The organism is Fluviirhizobium alvei (assembly GCF_030551875.1).
Classification (GTDB): Bacteria; Pseudomonadota; Alphaproteobacteria; order Rhizobiales; family Rhizobiaceae; genus Rhizobium_E; species Rhizobium_E alvei.
Map to the genome: position 1 here is coordinate 123,390 of NZ_JAUOZU010000001.1, position 17,772 is coordinate 141,161.

At 60.4% G+C, this 17,772-nt stretch carries 14 protein-coding genes; 9 read left to right on the top strand and 5 right to left on the bottom strand.

Features of this window, described 5'->3' with window-relative positions:
• Positions 1–70 precede the first annotated feature (70 nt).
• The gene (locus Q4481_RS00610; RefSeq protein ID WP_304374247.1) at positions 71–826 is read right to left on the bottom strand and encodes a L,D-transpeptidase; all 756 of its coding nucleotides are present in this window, start codon (positions 824–826) and stop codon (positions 71–73) included.
• Positions 827–1,019: 193 nt separating this feature from the next.
• Between Q4481_RS00610 and Q4481_RS00615 the strand changes: the two genes are divergently transcribed.
• The 3 genes from Q4481_RS00615 (at position 1,020) to Q4481_RS00625 (ending at position 3,360) form a co-directional block, all read left to right on the top strand.
• Complete coding sequence (locus Q4481_RS00615; protein WP_304374249.1) at positions 1,020–1,628, top strand: DNA-3-methyladenine glycosylase I; 609 nt, start codon at positions 1,020–1,022, stop codon at positions 1,626–1,628.
• A gap of 7 nt (positions 1,629–1,635) precedes the next feature.
• Positions 1,636–2,376 carry a DNA repair protein RecO gene (recO, locus tag Q4481_RS00620; protein ID WP_304374251.1) on the top strand — a complete coding sequence of 247 codons (741 nt, stop codon included), beginning with the start codon at positions 1,636–1,638 and terminating at the stop codon, positions 2,374–2,376.
• 174 nt (positions 2,377–2,550) lie between these two features.
• Positions 2,551–3,360 carry a type I secretion C-terminal target domain-containing protein gene (locus Q4481_RS00625; RefSeq protein WP_304374750.1) on the top strand — a complete coding sequence of 270 codons (810 nt, stop codon included), beginning with the start codon at positions 2,551–2,553 and terminating at the stop codon, positions 3,358–3,360.
• Positions 3,361–3,491: 131 nt separating this feature from the next.
• On the opposite strand, the gene Q4481_RS00630 is transcribed toward Q4481_RS00625, so the two are convergent.
• Together Q4481_RS00630 and Q4481_RS00635 are read right to left on the bottom strand one after the other, a co-directional pair.
• Positions 3,492–5,498: a calcium-binding protein gene (locus tag Q4481_RS00630; RefSeq protein WP_304374253.1), complete on the bottom strand. Its 2,007-nt coding sequence runs from the start codon at positions 5,496–5,498 to the stop codon at positions 3,492–3,494.
• A 200-nt stretch (positions 5,499–5,698) separates the two neighbouring features.
• Complete coding sequence (locus Q4481_RS00635; RefSeq protein ID WP_304374255.1) at positions 5,699–7,699, bottom strand: PhoX family protein; 2,001 nt, start codon at positions 7,697–7,699, stop codon at positions 5,699–5,701.
• A gap of 158 nt (positions 7,700–7,857) precedes the next feature.
• Between Q4481_RS00635 and Q4481_RS00640 the strand changes: the two genes are divergently transcribed.
• The 5 genes from Q4481_RS00640 (at position 7,858) to Q4481_RS00660 (ending at position 14,628) form a co-directional block, all read left to right on the top strand.
• The gene (locus tag Q4481_RS00640) at positions 7,858–10,671 is read left to right on the top strand and encodes a DUF2339 domain-containing protein (protein WP_304374256.1); all 2,814 of its coding nucleotides are present in this window, start codon (positions 7,858–7,860) and stop codon (positions 10,669–10,671) included.
• A 79-nt stretch (positions 10,672–10,750) separates the two neighbouring features.
• Positions 10,751–11,794 carry an acyltransferase family protein gene (locus Q4481_RS00645; RefSeq protein WP_304374257.1) on the top strand — a complete coding sequence of 348 codons (1,044 nt, stop codon included), beginning with the start codon at positions 10,751–10,753 and terminating at the stop codon, positions 11,792–11,794.
• Positions 11,795–11,798: 4 nt separating this feature from the next.
• Entirely contained in the window at positions 11,799–12,452 is a 654-nt protein-coding gene (locus Q4481_RS00650; protein ID WP_304374259.1) for an HD domain-containing protein, read from the top strand.
• Between the two features lie 3 nt (positions 12,453–12,455).
• Positions 12,456–13,304, top strand: coding sequence for an MOSC domain-containing protein (locus Q4481_RS00655; protein WP_304374261.1), 849 nt, complete (start codon positions 12,456–12,458; stop codon positions 13,302–13,304).
• A 103-nt stretch (positions 13,305–13,407) separates the two neighbouring features.
• Entirely contained in the window at positions 13,408–14,628 is a 1,221-nt protein-coding gene (locus Q4481_RS00660) for an MFS transporter (RefSeq protein WP_304374262.1), read from the top strand.
• On the opposite strand, the gene Q4481_RS00665 is transcribed toward Q4481_RS00660, so the two are convergent.
• Entirely contained in the window at positions 14,588–15,376 is a 789-nt protein-coding gene (locus tag Q4481_RS00665; protein WP_304374264.1) for a hypothetical protein, read from the bottom strand. The two genes, Q4481_RS00660 and Q4481_RS00665, sit on opposite strands and share 41 nt — an antisense overlap.
• 1 nt (position 15,377) lies before the next feature.
• Positions 15,378–15,824, bottom strand: coding sequence for a GyrI-like domain-containing protein (locus Q4481_RS00670; protein ID WP_304374265.1), 447 nt, complete (start codon positions 15,822–15,824; stop codon positions 15,378–15,380).
• A 159-nt stretch (positions 15,825–15,983) separates the two neighbouring features.
• On the opposite strand from Q4481_RS00670, the gene hisS reads away from it, so the two are divergent.
• The gene (gene hisS, locus Q4481_RS00675) at positions 15,984–17,564 is read left to right on the top strand and encodes a histidine--tRNA ligase (RefSeq protein ID WP_304374267.1); all 1,581 of its coding nucleotides are present in this window, start codon (positions 15,984–15,986) and stop codon (positions 17,562–17,564) included.
• Positions 17,565–17,772: the final 208 nt, after the last annotated feature.

Here is a 17,772-nt window from a genome sequence, read left to right on the forward strand (position 1 = left end):
GCCGTTGCCGGCGGTTCACAATCCTGTGTACGCATCAATGCGGGGCGGTTTTGCTTGAGCTTTGCTTCGGTCAGATGACGATGACCCGCGTTCCGACCTTGACGCGCTCGTAGAGGTCGATCACGTCCTGGTTGCGCATGCGGATACAGCCGGATGAAACGCCGTAGCCGATCGTCCAGGGCGCGTTCGTGCCGTGGATGCGGTAGAGCGTCGAACCGAGATACATGGCGCGCGCGCCGAGCGGGTTGGCTTCGCCGCCATCCATGCGCGCCGGCAGGAAATGGCCCTTAACGGCTTCACGCTCGATCATTTCCTTGGGCGGGTGCCAGTCCGGCCACTCGGCCTTGCGGGTAATCTTGTGTTCGCCGGCCCATTCGAAGCCCGGCTTGCCGACGCCGACGCCATAGCGGCGGGCCTTGCCGTCGCCCATCACCAGATAGAGAAACCGGTTGTTGGTGTCGATGACGATCGTGCCGGGCTTGTACTTGGTCTCGTAGGCGACCATCTGCGGCAGGAATTGCGGGTCGATCTTGTCGTAGGAGGGGGCATCGGGCCGGTAAGCGACGGCCTGGACCCGGGTTGCGGGGTCGATGGCCACGCGCGGCATGGCGGCAACGCGCTGGCGAGCCTGGCGATAGTCTGTGACAGCGCTCCGTTCCACAGGTCGGACGATCTGCCCGCGCACCGGGCCTGAAAGCTGGAGCATCCACTGGCCGGCAAGACCGGATTCGATGATCACGGGCCGCACGGTCCGGTAACGGTCGCCGGCCATGGCGGTTGTGGCAAGGCCAAGCACGAGCGAGGCGAAAAACAGCATCTTCTTCATCGGCACACTCTTTACAAACACCGGAATGAGAATTTCCGGGTCATGATGCCGCCGCCGCCATCAGCGAATGGTAAACGCGGTAACGATAAACGTTTACCGAACCGGGAAACCTTTCATCAGGGTTACCAGCCGGTTTGGAAATATGGTTAGGCGGTGGTAAAGCTCAGCCAAATCAGTTTTGCGGAAGATGAAGATGACGGCAAATGGTCTGCTGGCCGGTCCTGACGGGCAGAATCGCTGCTTCTGGTATGGCGGCCTCGATGACTATATGCACTATCATGACAATGAATGGGGCTATCCCGTTCATGACGATATCCGGCTGTTCGAGAAGATCTGCCTTGAAGGGTTCCAGTCGGGCCTCTCCTGGCTGACCATCCTTCGCAAGCGCGAGAATTTCCGCAAGGCGTTCGCCGGGTTCGATTTCGAGACGGTGGCTCGTTTCGATGACGCCGATATCGCCCGCCTGCTTGAAGACAAGGGCATTGTGCGCCATCGCGGCAAGATCGTTTCCACCATCAACAACGCTCAGCGTGCCATCACGCTCCGCGACGAATTCGGCTCGCTCGATGCCTATTTCTGGCGTTTTGCACCGCTGCCGGGCGAGCGACCGGACGAGATCGACCTGACCTGGCTCAAGGCCAATCCGGTTTCGCCTGCCTCGACGCGCCTGTCGAAGGATCTCAAGAAACGCGGCTGGACCTTCGTCGGACCGACGACCGTCTATGCCTTCATGCAGGCCATGGGCCTCGTCAATGACCATCTGCCCGGCTGCTGGTGCCGTCCGAAGGCCGCGGGAGGCTGAACCACCCATGGATTGGAGCGATCGTGCCATCGTTCTGGGCGTCCGGCGTCACGGCGAGAGCAGCGTCATCGCCGAAGTGATGACCCAGACGCGCGGCCGCCATCTCGGCATGGTGCGCAATGGCAAGTCGCGCACCATGGCTGCGTTGCTGCAGCCCGGCAATCTGGTCGATGTGACCTGGCGCGCACGGCTTGACGAGCATCTCGGCAACTTTTCGATGGAGCCGATCAGCTATCGCGCGGCCCAACTCATGGAGCGTGCGGCCAGCCTGCACGGCGTGCAGGCATTGGCGGCCCTGCTGCGGCTATTGCCGGAGCGCGATCCGCATCCGCATCTGTTTGAAATGCTCGATGTGGTTCTGGACCATTTACAAACGCCGGCCGAAGCGGGCGAACTCTATGTCCGTTTCGAACTCGCCGTGCTCAATGATCTCGGATTTGGTCTCGATCTCGCCCAGTGCGCGGCGACCGGTTCTCGTGAGGATCTGTTCTATGTCTCGCCGAAATCCGGTCGTGCGGTCTGTCGCGAGGCCGGGTTGCCCTATCATGACAAGATGTTCGTGTTGCCCGATTTTCTGAAGCCGACGTCAAACAAGGCCGCCAAACCGGATGGACTGATGGATGCTTTTCGGCTGACGCAATATTTCCTCTCGCGCCATGTCTATGAGCCGCGCGGCATCGAGCCCAGTGCAGCTCGCGAGGGTTTCGTGCGTTCGGTGCTGGCGGATTTCGATAAATTGCTGGAATGAGGCCAGTCTTTTACCTCGCAGGCCCCGAAAAAGCGCAGCCATTTGTTAAAGAATTGTAAAGGATGGGATTTTAGGCTTTCCTCAACTTTCGGCTGCACCTGCGGCTGAGTTGTATTTTTATGGTTTGGCCAAGCCAATGCAGGCGAAGCCTGCATTGGAATAGACAGTTTGATCATGGGCTTTCTGGCCAGAAAAATTTTCGCCGAGTACCGCTTCCAGACATCAATCTATTCACCCTGGTTCTGGGGCGATGTGACAGTCAACAGTGGCATCGAAATTCCGGCTTCCCGGAACGGCGGCTTCTTTTCGGTGGATTTCTCCGACACGCAGATATTCATCGATTTCAACGATATCGGTGTCTTCACGCGCTATCAGGCCAACGGATTCCAGTTTTCCGATAAATATGATGCTTTGAACCCGATCGTCGGTGTTCAGTTGCAGACCAACATGCAGAGCCTTACAAAGTCGGATATCAAGGTTGCTGACGACAGGGTCTTCATCGACTGGCGCGGTGCCGCCTTCACCGAGGGCACCTACGTTACGCTCACCGTGAAGTTCAAGGTCATCAGGCTTGAAGGCAGCGATCGTGCCGACAAACTGGTCGGCTCGAACTACGATGAGTATTTCGCAGGCCTCGGCGGCAAGGATATTCTGACGGGTGGCGGCGGAGCTGATCTCTTCATGTTCTCCCAGTCGGACACAGGCAGCAAGAAATCCACAGCAGACGTCATCACCGATTTCAGTATCGCCGAGGGTGATAAGATCGACCTCAGGCGCATGGATGCCGATACGATCACCACCGGTCTTCAGGACTTTGTTTTCATAGGCACCAAGAATTTCACCAAACATGCAGGCGAGGTCCGGTTCGAAAAGAGCGGCTCCGATACTTTCGTGTATGGCGATACGAATGGCGATGCGACGGCCGATTTCATGATCGTCCTCGATGATGCGATAACGCTAACCGCCAACCAGTTTCTGTTCTGACCCACCTCGCTCGATTTCCTGGACTTGATGCCGATCCTGTCGATCGAGCTCGGGTATCGGCTTATGCTATGGCGCGGGAAGGGCTGGTCAATGCCGTGCTGAGCGGATTGAAGCGCCTTCCCGCCGCCTGATCAGATCAGGAAATCCGAACTGTCGAGATCCCGCAGCCGGACGCCGAGAAGCGTGATCGTATCGCCTTCGCCGCCATCGATCAGCACGTTGTTGCCGAACGCTTCCATGTGGTTGTTCCTCAGATCGGCAAAGTTTGCCACGCTTCCCAGATTTCGGATGTCGATTACGTCATGAGTAGTGCCTTTGGCACTGAAGCCGGTGATTGTGTCCGCATCGTCGCCCGTGCGGAAGATGAACGTGTCGGACCCGCCGCCGCCTTCGAGATTGTCGTTACCGCGGCCTCCGTCGATCCTGTCCTTGCCGTTGCCGCCCTTGATCGTATCTACCCCGCCAAGGCCGGTGAGCACATTGTCCGCACCGTTGCCGGTCAGGCTGTTGGCGATGTCAGTGCCCTTGCCATTGATTGCGCCGGTTCCCGTCAGTTCAATCGACTCGACATTGGCATAGTCTGACAGATTGACCGAGATCGATGCCTGCAGCGTGTCCCGGCCGGCATTGCTGCGTTCCAGGACGGCATCGTCGACATGGTTGATCCGATAGATATCGTTGCCGCGTTTGCCGACAAAAATATCGTCAAGCAAGGTGCCGGTGAGGGTGTCGGCGCTGTCGGTTCCGGTGAACGTGTCTGCCTCGTAGCGGAAAATCCGCTGCATGATGTCGGACGTATCGCCATCCCGGTGCTGCGAATGCCAGCTGGCTATGAAATCGCCATTATCCAAAGCCGTCAGGCTGAGCGAATGCTGGTCCTTGGTCATCGACTGATGCACCTGAAACTCGCCGTCAACGGCTTCGCCATCGATCGAGAAGCGCTGCAAATAGACGCCGTAATGACCGATCGTATCGGGATCGACGGCATCGGCTGCGTCCTGGTCCACCGAACTCCAGCCAATCACCCATCCCCCATCGGCCAAAGCTTCAACGACGATCGGCCCTTCCTGCGATCCCTCCGTCGTCGTGTTGATCCGGGTTTCGCCGCCGATCCTCTGGCCGGTTGCATCGAACCGCTGGGCGAAGACACCGGATCGGCTTCCATCGCTCGATTGCCAAACCGTCAGCCAGCCCCCATCGCTCAAGGCGGCCGTGGCGCTGTTGGCCTGGAAGCCTTCCGTTGTTGTGTTGACCCGCGTTTCATCGCCGATTGCGACGCCGTTCGTCTTGTAGAGTTGCTGGTAGATGCCGTAATCCTGCGAGGCTTCCGTATCGCCATCGACATCGCGCGCCACCCAGGTGACGAGGAACCGGTTGCTTCCGATCAGCGTGACGTCGCGCAAATGGGTCTCGGTGCCCTCGAATGTGCCGTTGACCTGCGTTTCACTACCGACCTTGTTGCCATTCGCGTCGTAGATCTGTTGCATGAGCTCGATCGACGTAAAGCCGCTGGTCGGCTCGAGAACACCCCAGTTGGCCACCCAGCCGCCGTTTTCCAGCGCTGTGATCCGCGCTTCGGTCTGATCGCCGGTTTCTGTTGAGTTGATCTGAACCTCGCCGCCGATCCGCGACCCGTTGGCGGCGAAGCGCTGCATCATGACGGATTGGCCGTCGCTGTCGCCATTTTCCGACTCCCAGGAGACGATCCAGCTGCCGTCGGCAAGGGTTGTGACATCGTTGAGGCTCTGCGATCCCTCGGTCGATGTGTTGACGAGCACCTCGCCACCGACAGCCACGCCATTGGCATTGTAGCGCTGGACATAGACGCCGTCGTCGAGCGGATCGGCGCCGGAGGAGGAGGTCCAGCCGATCACCCAGCCGCCATTGGCAAGCGCTGTTGCCTCCTGGAAGAGCTGTGAACCGGTGGTGGTCGTGTTGACATGGCGCTCGCCACCGATCGCTTCGCCATCAGCATTGAAGCGCTGCATGTAGATGCCGGTGCCGCTTTCATCCGGATTTCCGGACGATCGCCAGACTTGGATCCAGCCGCCATTGGCAAGCACAATCGGCGCAATACCGGATTGTGAGCCGGTGAGGAATGTATTGACGGTATCCTCGTTTGTTGCTGTGTAACTCATGTCTCCGTCTCCTTCTGGAGTAACAACCAGACGGAGAATGACAGCTGCGGGAAACAACAGTTGTTCTCTGGGGAACAGGCTTTCAGATTTGGCCGAATAAATTTCGAGGCTCAAACGTCTGTGATCCCTTTGCCCGAACGAAAAGACCGCCGGCAGAAGCCGGCGGCCCATGGAACATAGTCAACTGAGGACGCGAAAGATCAGGCGATCTTGCCGCCACCCTGCTTGGTAATCGCGACCACGGACGGACGCGGCGGCATGGCGTCCTTGAAATCCGGCCAGCGGGTGGCAGGCGTCTCGAAGGTCGGCAGGCCGGCGTCACCCGGATGCTGGACAGCGACGAAGAACGTATCCGACGAGGGATTGAAGCAGGGGCCGCACATTTCCGCACCCACCGGCACGCGGAAGAACAGTTTCGAGGTGCCGCGCAGGTCGCCGTCGGTCTCGACGGCCCAGATACCGTCGGTACGGCCGGTCGCCTTCTTGCTGTTACCGTCGGTCGCCACCCAGAGCCGGCCTTCGGCATCGATGGCGCAATTGTCCGGCATGCCGAACCAGCCGTTGGCGGTCGTCGAGGTCGAGAAGGAGGAGCCCACTTCGGCAACCGATGGATCGCCGCACTTCAGGAGCACGTCCCAGGTCGACTTGGTCGAGGCGAAATCCATGTCGGTTTCGGTGATCTCGATGATATGACCGAACTTGTTTTCCGGGCGCGGATTGGCCTTGTCGACCTGCTCGTCCTTGCGCTTGGAATTGTTGGTGAGCATGCAATAGACCTTGCCGGTCTTCGCATTCGGCTGCACGTCTTCCGGCCGGTCCATCTTGGTGGCGCCCAGAAGGTCGGACGCCTTGCGGGCGCCGATCACGACATCCGCCTGTGAATTGAAGCCGTTCTCCGCTGTCAGCGGTCCTTCGCCATGGATGAGCGACAGCCAGTCCACCGTGCCATCTTCGTTGAAGCGGGCGACATAGAGCGTGCCTTCATCGAGCAGGTTCTTGTTGGCGGCGCGATCGTTCGGATTGAAAGTGCCCTTGGTCACGAACTTGTAGACATAGTCGAAGCGCTCGTCGTCGCCGCAATAGAAGACGACGCGGCCATCCTTGTTGACGATCGATTCCGCTCCCTCGTGCTTGAAGCGACCGAGTGCGGTGCGCTTCACCGGAACGGATGTCGGGTCCATCGGATCGACTTCGACCACCCAGCCGAAGCGGTTGGCTTCGTTCGGCTCTTTTTCGACATCGAAACGGTCGTAGAACTTGCTCCAGGCATAATCGCCACCCGGAATGCCCATGCGCTTGAAGTTGGCATGCTCGGGGTGATCGTCCTTCAGCTCGCCGCCGAAATAGCCGTTTACATTCTCTTCGGCCATCAGCCAGGTGCCCCAGGGGGTGACGCCGCCGGCGCAATTGTTGAAGGTGCCGAACACCTTCGTTCCGGTCGGGTCTGCCTTGGTCTTCAGACGGTCATGGCCTGCAGCGGGGCCGGAAATGGCGATTTCGGTGTTGGCCGTGATGCGGCGGTTATATTTACCGTCGAGCACCGGCTGCCATTTACCGTTGACCTTGCGGATCTCGATGACGGTGCCGCCGTGGGCCGCCATTTCGATATCGACGAGTTCCTTGGTATAGTCGCCCATGATGACGGCATCTTCTTCCTTGCCGTCTTCCATCTTCTTGCCGATCTTGGCCCAGTTGGGGAACATCAGTTCGGCATTGGTGTATTCGTGGTTGACAAGCAGCAGCCCGTGATCCGGATTGCCGTCGAGCGCAACGAAGCCGACATAGTCGTTGTTGTAGCCGAACTGGCGGGTCTGTTTTTCGGCGGTCTGGGCCGCGGGGTCGAAATCCGGGCTGTCGGCAAAGATCTTGTCGCCCCAGCGCATGAGGATGTCTGCATCATAGCCCTTGGCGACATGGTGGGTTTCGTCCACGCCGGCTTCGATCTCGTCGAATCCGAAGCTTGAACCGTCTTCAGCGCGGGCCTCGTCGGCCAGCATCAGCGCAAGCGGGCTGACAGTGCTGGCAATCGCGGCTACGGCGAGCGAACCGCCGATGAAGCCGCGGCGCGAAAAGCGCCGATTGATGATGTCGCCCATGGTCGGATTGGTGGAACAGTTGCGGCCGAAATCTTCCCGGGCCTCGCGAATATCCTGGGGTGTCTGATGGTTCGACACGTTGTCCCGGTTGTCGAAATGGTCCATGATGGTCTCCTTCGCATAGAGGGATTTTGATGAATGGCCGTATCTACCCGTCGACAGGTGACGCCTCTGTGACCGTTTTGTAAATAAAACATGACGGTCAAACGTAGTGGCTACAAGAGGATCTGAAAGCGGATCCAAGTATTAGACAGGCTTAAAGAATGTTCGAGTTGATCGCGCTGATCGCAGTGGTTCTGGCCATTGCCGCCCTTTCTTCGGTCAAGGGGCTGCGCATGCGCAGCGAGGCCGAACTCGGTCTGCTCCGAAAGGAGATCGAGGCTCTGAAAACCGGACTGGCGAACGGCCAGGTCATCGCGCCCGCAGCGCCTGCCGTCTCACCGGATGAGGTCGAGGTGGCTCAGGATGTGCCGGTCGCCGAAAGCCTGCCGGATCAGGCCGAACCGCAGCTGCAGACCATCGATGCACCTGAAGTGGCTGCAGCCGCTGCGGTTACGCCAGAGGCCGAGGATCTGCTTACGGAACCGGTCCTTTCACAGTCGCCGCCCGTTCCCGAACAGAAGCGCGAGAGTTTCGAATCGATGCTCGCGGCCCGCTGGTCCGTCTGGGTCGGGGGCATCGCACTCGCCTTTGCCGGCATCTTCGCCGTGAAGTATTCGATCGAACAGGGCCTGGTCAGCCCGGCCGTGCGGCTGTCGCTTGCCGCGCTCTTCGGCCTCGTTCTGATGGCTGCGGGCGAATGGGTGCGCCGCCGCACCGAACCGCTGGTGAACAATGCCTTCCAGAATGCGATGATTCCCGGCATCCTGACGGCGGCCGGAACGATCACGCTCATGGGCGCGACCTATGTCGCCCACGCCTTCTACGGCTATTTTGGCCCCGCAACCGCCTTCGTTCTTCTGGGCATCATCTCTTTCGGCACTATTGGACTGTCGCTGATCCACGGTCAGGCCCTGGCCGGATTGGGCCTTCTCGCTTCGATGGTTTCGCCGGCGCTCGTATCGAGCGAGGCTCCCAATCCCTGGGCGCTGTTCGGTTTCCTGTCGGTCTCCTGGATCGCGACCAGCCTTGCATCCAAGGTGCGTAAATGGCGTGTTGTGCCCGCACTCGCCAATGCGGGCCTGTCGCTCTGGGTCATTGCCTATGTTTCCGGTTTTGGCCTCTATGAAGTTCCGCCGGCGACGCTGCCGCTGCTGATCATGATTGCCGGCCTTGCCTTCATCTGGCCCGGCCGCTGGTCGGAGCCCCTCGACAGCAACGCCGAGCAGTCGCCTCAGGATCGCGATACGGTTGCCCGTCTGATGTTTCCGCGACATATCGCAAGCACGCTGACGGCATCCTTCGGCGTGCTGGCCGCGAGCATCCTGATGATGGAGTTCGGCTTCGCCAATACTGGACATGCCGAATATGGCTTCCTGGCGCTCGTGTTGGCGCTGGCGCTTTTCGGGGCAAGCCGCACCTATGCGATCTATCCGGCAATCTTCGCCGCGCTTGCGGCCCTTGGCGGCTTCCGCGCCATGTCCGAGCAGGCGATCTCGACCAGCTATGGCACGCTTGATCCGGCCCTGATGGTCAATATTGTCGAGCCGACCGTTGCCCGTAATCTGGCGCTCGGCCTCGGTCTCGTCTTTGCACTCCTCGCCCAATGGGTCGGCTTCCGCTTCCGTGACCGGGACCGTGGATTTGTTTCCGCCTGGACCGCAATCGGCACCGTGACGCCGCTCCTGCTTGGCGGTGTGTCCTTCTTCCTGTTCGGCAACTACAGTTTCGACCTGCTGTTCGGAGCCTATGGCCTCGTGTTGGCGCTGATCTATCTGGCTGGCGCACAGGTCTTCCATGGCGGGATTGAAAATGCCGGTCGCTACGATTTCTGCCGCGACCTGCTGCTGGCAGCCTCATGGGCGTCCCTCGTTTTCTTGCTCGTCGTGACGACTGATGGCGTGACGACCACCCTTGGCGTCGCCTTCCTCGGCTTTGCCTATCTGATGGCAATCCGGCTGCGCGACTGGCCGAGCCTGCCCTGGGGCATGGTCCTCTCGGCCCTGTTCGTGGCTGGACGCATCGCCTGGGAACCGACCATTGTCGGGCCGGACCATCTCGGCAAGACGCCCGTTTTCAACGCGCTTCTGGTCGGTTACGGCATCCCGACCGTGCTTTTGATCCTGTCGGCCTGGTTCGTCCGTAGCCGCAACGATGATCGTCTCAGGAATGTGCTCGAGGCGCTCGCCAGCCTGTTTGCGCTCTTGACGCTCGGCATCCTCGTCCGCCATGCCATGAATGGCGGTGTGCTCGACAGTGCGACGCCGACATTGGCCGAACAGGCCATCTATACGTTGCTCACTATCGGTGCCTCGGCCACCCTGATGGCGCTTGATCTGCGCCGCCCCAGCATCGTCTTCCGGACGGGCTCGATGATCGTCGGCGTCATTTCCATGATCTCGGTACTGGCTGCGCATTTCGGCGCCCTCAACCCCTATTTCACGGGTGAACTGACCGGACGCATTCCGTTCTTCAACCTTTTGTTCCTTGCCTATCTGCTGCCGGGCATCGCCTATGGCGGGGCGGCTCTCTTCGCCCGCAGTCGCAGGCCTTATCCTTACGTGCTGGCGCTGGCGCTGACAGGTGCCTTGCTCCTGTTCGGCTATGTCTCGCTGTCGGTCCGGCGGGTCTTCCACGGCGAGGGCATTGCGGAATGGAAGGGTTTCCTGCAATCCGAACTCTATGCCTATTCGGTCGTGTGGTTGCTGCTCGGTATCGTGCTTCTGGTGCTCGGAACCCGCTTCCGTGCCAAGAGCATCCGCATCGCCTCCGCGGTGCTGGTGCTGATTGCGGTGGTGAAGGTCTTCCTCATCGATATGAGCAATCTCGAAGGTCTCTACCGCGTCCTCTCCTTCATCGGTCTCGGCATCGCGCTCATCGGCATCGGACGCTTCTACCAGAAGGTTCTCACGGGCCTCGAGAAGGAGCCGGAAACCACGACGGCAGGAAACGAAGTGGCCGGAACCGGTTCCAATTGACGCCTGCCGGAGGCTGACCTAACAGTGCAGGGCGCCTTTCGGGCGCCCTGTTTTTTTGAGGGATTTTTCAGGATTCTCCATGGCCGAACGAACGCGCATCGCAAGTCTGGACGGTCTGCGCGGACTTGCGGCCTCTGCCGTGGTCTTCGCCCATATCCGTTTCTTTTATCCGGTCGAAGCCTACTGGTTGAATGTCGATGTCGGCGATGAGGCGGTCGCGCTCTTCTTCAGCCTGAGTGGCTTCCTGATGGCGGCACTTTATAGCCAGCGCCCCTTCAATGCCGCCGATTTCATGGTGCACCGGCTGGCGCGCATCTATCCCGTCTATTTCGTTTCCCTGCTGGTGGTGTTTGCGCTGACGGCGATCTACGGCACCGACTATATCTATCCCATCATCGGGCTGAAGGAGATGGTCCGGCATGTGATCATGCTCGGCTCGTCCGGTGTCTATTGGTCAATCCCGCCCGAAATCCAGTTCTATCTCTATTTCCTGCTGATCTGGCTCTGGATCGAACGGCCCGAACGCTATTCCTGGGTGCCGATCGTCACCGTCATTGCACTGGTGGTCTCCGTCTTCTTCGGCTTTCCCGGTCCCGGCATCCTGTTGCCGTCCAAACTGCATTTCTTCCTGTTCGGCGTCATTGCCGGGCGCTTGCACGTGCGTAACTTGCTGCCGGCCGATGGCCTGTTCGCGGGGTTGGCTGCTATTGGTCTCCTGCTGTTCTTTTTCCTCGGCCGCGCCTTCTTTCCCACCGGAATTCCCTTCTGGGGCAGCTACTCGCTGGCGCCATCTCTGACCGCGGCGGTGATCGTCTATCTCTGTGCTGGCGGTTCCCGGCTTCCGGATCGCCTGCTTGGGGTGGGGCCGCTCGCCTATATCGGCAAAATCAGTTTTTCCCTCTACCTTTTGCATCTGCCGGTGCTTTTCCTGGGGATGACCTGGTTTGCAACGATGCTCGGCGCTCTGCCGGCGCTCGTTCTTTCGCTTGTCCTCGCCTATTGTGTCGCAGCCCTCAGTTATGCGGCGATCGAAGCCCCGTCCCGGACCTATCTCATCGGACTCTGGAAGGGGCGTATCGGTCGTCGAGGGGACGAACATGCCAGCGGAACAAGGGCGGGATAGGACAATGCTCACGGAAAATCTGGTCGCGGCCTTTGCACCTCACGAAGAGATTGCGCGCCCCCTCCTGCCATACGCCTGTGATACCGATGACGGGTCCCATGACATCGCTCATATTCTCAGGGTGTTCAGCAATGCCATGCGGATTGCGGCCAAGGAGGGCGGAGACCTCAAGCTACTCGCCGCCGCCGTGCTTTTGCATGATTGCGTGGCGGTCGAGAAGAATTCGCCCCTACGTGCGCAGGCCTCGCGTCTGGCGGCAGACAAGGCCCGCACGGTTCTCGAGGGGCTGGGATGGCCAGCGGACGAGATTGGCGCCGTCGCCCACGCCATCGAGGCGCACAGCTTTTCCGCCAATATCCGGCCGGAGACGCTGGAAGCGAAGATCCTGCAGGATGCCGATCGTCTCGATGCGATCGGCATGGTCGGCGCCGCCCGTTGCTTCTATGTCGGCGGACGCATGGCCTCCGGCCTCTATGATCCTTTTGACCCCAAAGCCGAGCGGCGTCCGCTCGATGACAAGGCCTATTCGCTCGATCACTTTCCGGTCAAACTCTTCAAACTCGCCGACGGCTTCCAGACCGGGGAGGGGCGCCGCATCGCCCGCGAACGCCACGATCGGCTGCAGCAGTTCTATGACCTCTTTCTCGATGAGATCTGACAGATGAAGATTGCTTCGCTTCATATCTATCCGCTGAAAAGCGGTCGCGGTATCGATCTCGGACAGGCGCATGTGGGCGCCTGGGGGCTGGACGGTGACCGCCGATACATGGTTGTCGATCCGGACGGTCGCTTCATCACCCAGCGCGAATTGCAAAGCCTCGCCCGTATCGTTGCGGTCGAAGATCGCGACGGGCTGGACCTTTCCATGGTCGGGAGGGATGATGTGCTCCGCGCGCGGTTCGAGCCGGATCGCCGCCTCGATGTCGTCGTCTGGAATTCGCATGTTTCGGCAGCGCTCGCGGATGACGCCGCCAACCGCGAACTCAGCGTCTGGATTGACCGTCCGGTGCGGCTTGTTCATGCCGATCGCAAGACCAACCGCATCTGTAGCCCGGATTGGGCCGGGGAGGGCGTCATGACCGGTTTCTCCGATGGCTATCCGATCCTGATCACCACCACCGGTTCGCTCGCCGAACTCAATGCCGCTGCGCTTGAGCTGGGCGGGGAACCGTTCGGCATGGATCGTTTCCGTCCCAACATCGTGCTGGAACATCCGGAGCCCTTTGCCGAGGATCGTTGGGCGGCGGTCGAGATCGCCGGCATTCGCTTCGATCTCGTCAAGCCCTGCGCGCGCTGCATCATGACCACGCAGGATCAAATGACGGGCGAGCGTGGCGGACCTGACCCGATGCCCGCCATGCGCCGCATCCGCATGTCGGATGATCGCCGTGTCGCCGGTGTTCTGTTCGGCTGGAATGTTGTTGCGCGCGCTCAAGGGCTGGTCACGGTCGGCGATGCGGCGAAGGTTCTCGAAACCCACCCGGAAGGTTGGCCGTTGAAACGGCGCTGATCCTGCCATCAATCAATTTTCGTAAGAGCTGATATGAGCAAAACTTGTTTTGCTCCGGCCCTCCGTTGTTTTAGGGTCGAGCCGTTATCTGACGGAGAATCTGATGTCGACTGCCACCCGTAGCCCCACAATGCCCTGGGCGATCATCATTGCCGGATCGCTGATTGCGATGATTACCTTCGGGCCGCGCTCGGCCATGGGCTTCTTCCAGCTGCCGCTGCTTGCCGATACCGGCTGGGACCGGCAGACCTTCGGGTTTGCCATGGCGGTTCAGAACCTGTTCTGGGGCATCGGACAGCCGTTCTTCGGCGCGTTTGCCGATCGGTTCGGCACTGCCAAGGTGCTGATCATGTCCGCAATTCTCTATGCGGCTGGGCTTCTCCTGATGGCCAACCCGAGTTCACCGGCACTCCTGAATCTCGGTGGCGGTGTGCTGATCGGGCTTGGCATCGCTGCGGGGTCCTTCAGCGTCATCCTGTCCTCCTTCGCCCGCAACGTCACACCGTCGCAGCGTTCGATGGCGTTCGGCATCGCCACGGCCGCGGGTTCAGCCGGCATGTTCGTCTTCGCACCTCTGGCGCAGGGCCTCATCTCCACCGTCGGCTGGCGTGAAGGCCTGATGGTGATGGCGCTTCTGATGGGGCTTATTCCCATCCTCGCCATTCCGCTGCGCGGCAATGCCCAGTCCGGCAGCCAGAGCCAGGCCGCTTTCCAGCAGACCGTGGGCGAAGCGCTGCGGGAAGCGCTCGGTCACCGCTCCTATCTGCTTCTGGTCTCCGGCTTCTTCGTCTGCGGTTTCCAGGTCGCCTTCATCACCGCCCATTTCCCGGCCTATCTGCTCGATATCGGCATCGATGCCCGCTATGCCGTGATCGCCATGGCGCTGATCGGCGCTTTCAACATCATAGGCTCGCTTGCTGCGGGCGCCATCGGTCAGGTCTATTCCAAGCCCTGGTTCCTAGCCTTCATCTATCTGGCGCGTTCGATCGTCGTCACGATCTTCCTGCTCATGCCGATCACGCCGGTCTCGGTGATCATCTTCTCAGCCGTCATGGGTCTCTTGTGGCTTTCAACCGTACCGCCGACAAACGGGCTGGTTGCGATCATGTTCGGCACCCGCCATCTCGGCCTGTTGGGCGGCATCGTGTTCTTCTCGCACCAGATCGGCTCGTTCCTCGGCGTCTGGATGGGCGGTTATCTCTACGACCATTTCGGCTCGTATGATGTCGTCTGGTGGCTCGGCGTCGCTCTCGGCCTCTTCGCCTTCGTCGTGCATGTGCCGATCAAGGAAGCGTTGGTGCCCGGCCGGCCTGTGGCAGCCTGATCGCTTTGACCTGGTGGACCGCCTGATAATCGGGCGACAGTTCGCCGAACGGGGCGACGGTCCAGTCCCAGCTTCGATCAGCGTCCGGCAGGGTCACGCCCTGCATCAGGTCATCGCGTTCAAGCACTCTGCCCGTCCGGTCGCGCACCTCGTAAGCGATATCGGTGATCAGGCAGGCAGGGCAGTTAAGCGCCGAAAGCCCGTCCACATGTGCCCGGATCAGCGTTGGCAGCGTGTCGGTCGGGGCGGCAATGCCCGCCTTCAAGCGGTATCCGACGCCGACGCCGATCTGTGACAGGAGGTTGGCCGAGATGACGAAGTCGAGATCGGCGATCGCTTCGAGAAAGGCCAGCGGGCGCGGCGGCTGGCCGGTCGCACGATACTCCTCGAAGCCCGAGAGATCCCGCCAGACGTAAGAGAGATTGCCAAGACCTCTCAGGCGCGTCCAGAGCCGCGTGCTGGCGAGATGCTGCAGATCGAAAAGCAGAACCCGCTCGAATTGCTGCGACAGAAGCCCAATCGGCGTGTCGCGCAACAGGCCGGAGCCGAGAATGGCGACCGTGCGTTTGGACGAAAGCCCGGCAATGGCCTCGCCGATGGTGGCGTGGCACTGCTCCTCATGCGCCTTCCAGGAAAGCGCGCACCGTTCGGCGCGGGCCCGCAACATCACCGAACCGTTGATTTCGCTGGAGATACGTCGCGGGCCTGCGGCATATGTCGCGGCGAAGTTCAGCGCCTCGGAGAGCATGTCAGCCGCCAAGCTGCAACGGTTCGGCGGCAAGCGCCACATAGAGTTCGTGCGGGCCTTCGGGCAATCCGGCGCGATAGCCGAAATCGAGCATGAAATCGGTCAGCCGCAACCCCATCCGTTCGCCGTGATCATAAAGGCGCCGGTAGCTTTGCGGGATTGTCTTGAGCGGCCCCTCATGGCGCAGCTTGAGATATCGCTGTTCGGCAATCACGATCCGCACCATGCCGTCCGGCGTTTCGCTCTTGCCGGCGGCCAGATATCCGACCAGTTCGTGGTGAATTCCGTCATGATGGCCCAGCGACGCTTCGAGAAAGCTCTGCGCTCCGGTCCCGGCGGCATGAAGCCGTGCCCAGGCGGCCGGAACCGCTTCGTGCAACTCCTCCCATCGCGCCTTGATGTCGATGCCGATTGCGACCATTTCGGGCAAAGTGACGATTTCGATCATGCCGGTCTCCCTCAGCGCCCTTCCTGCCAGAATCGCTCGTCCGAAGCCAGCCCCGCCATAACCGCAAGGCGGCAGACGCCATCTTTACCGCTTGCCGCATTCGCCTCGATCCGTTAGAGCAACCCCACCAAGAAAACCCGCCATTTCCGGATTGCCGCCATGAATGACAAGCCCAAGAAACCGCAGAAACTGAAGGCCCGCCTGCCGCGCGGTTTCGTTGATCGCGAGGCTTCCGACATTCGCGCCGTCAACGAGATGACGGCAAAGATCCGCGAAGTCTATGAACGCTACGGTTTCGACCCGGTGGAAACGCCCCTGTTCGAATATACCGATGCGCTCGGCAAGTTCCTGCCCGATAGCGACCGCCCCAACGAAGGCGTCTTCTCGCTGCAGGACGATGACGAGCAGTGGATGAGCCTGCGCTACGATCTCACAGCACCGCTCGCTCGTCATGTTGCGGAAAATTTCCAGGAAATCCAGCTTCCCTACCGCACCTATCGCGCGGGCTATGTGTTCCGCAACGAAAAGCCGGGCCCGGGCCGTTTCCGCCAGTTCATGCAGTTCGATGCCGATACGGTGGGTGCAGCCGGCGTTCAGGCCGATGCCGAAATGTGCATGATGATGGCTGACACGCTCGAAGCGCTCGGCATCAAGCGCGGCGATTACGTGATCCGCGTCAACAACCGCAAGGTTCTCGATGGCGTCATGGAAGCGATCGGGCTGGGTGGCGAAGAAAATGCCGGCCGTCGCCTGACGGTGCTGCGCGCCATCGACAAGCTCGACAAGTTCGGTCCCGAAGGCGTCAAGCTGCTGCTGGGTGCCGGCCGCAAGGATGAATCCGGCGACTTCACCAAGGGCGCGGGGCTGAACGACGAGCAAGTTGGGAGGATACTTAGCTTCGCTTCAACGGCCGCCGCTGTGTCCATCGAAGTTGATGCTGGCAAATCACTTCCCGCGAATGTCTCCGACAATGATCTTTCAGACTGGTACATTCTCGATGAAATGCAGCAATCTTTCCACGAGGCAAAGGGTGCTGTAGATGGACTCGATGAGCTAATGACGATTTGGCACCTTGTGCGTTCCGCTGGTTATGGCATCGATCGCATCAAGATCGACCCGTCCGTCGTTCGCGGTCTCGAATATTATACCGGCCCGGTCTATGAAGCTGAACTCACCTTCGACGTCACCAACGAGAAGGGCGAGAAGGTTGTGTTCGGTTCGGTCGGTGGTGGCGGCCGTTATGACGGTCTCGTTTCGCGCTTCATGGGCCAGCCGGTGCCGGCCACCGGTTTTTCGATCGGTGTCTCGCGCCTGATGACGGCGCTCAAGAATCTCGGCAAGCTCGGTGCGGATCAGGTTGTCGCCCCGGTCGTCGTCTGCGTCATGGACCGCGATACCGAAAGCCTCGGCCGTTACCAGAAAATGGTGCAAGAGCTGCGCCATGCCGGCATTCGCGCCGAAATGTATCAGGGCAACAAGAAGAATTTCGGTGACCAGCTGAAATATGCTGACCGCCGTGGCTCGCCGCTCGCCATCATCCAGGGCTCTTCCGAGCGCGAGGCTGGCGTGGTGCAGATCAAGGATCTCATCGAGGGCAAGCGCCTGTCCGGCGAAATCACCGACAATGTCGCCTGGCGCGAGGCGCGCGTGGCACAGGTGACGGTGGCGGAAGCCGATCTTGTCACCAAGGTCCGTGAAATGCTGGCCGCGCAGGCGGAAGATCGGAAACAGGGTGCCTGATGCCGGGTTACCTGATTTACCCCTCACCAACTTCGGCCATGCAATCGGCTTCGCCTCTTGCGGCCTTCGTATCCTCTCCCGCAAGGGGAGAGGTAGGCCTGCTGCAGCGTCGCGTTTCCATCAGGGCAGCAAATGTGGCACCGTACCTCTCCCCTTGCGGGAGAGGCTTCGCAGCGACCGGCGTAGCCGGGCAAAACAACGAAATTGT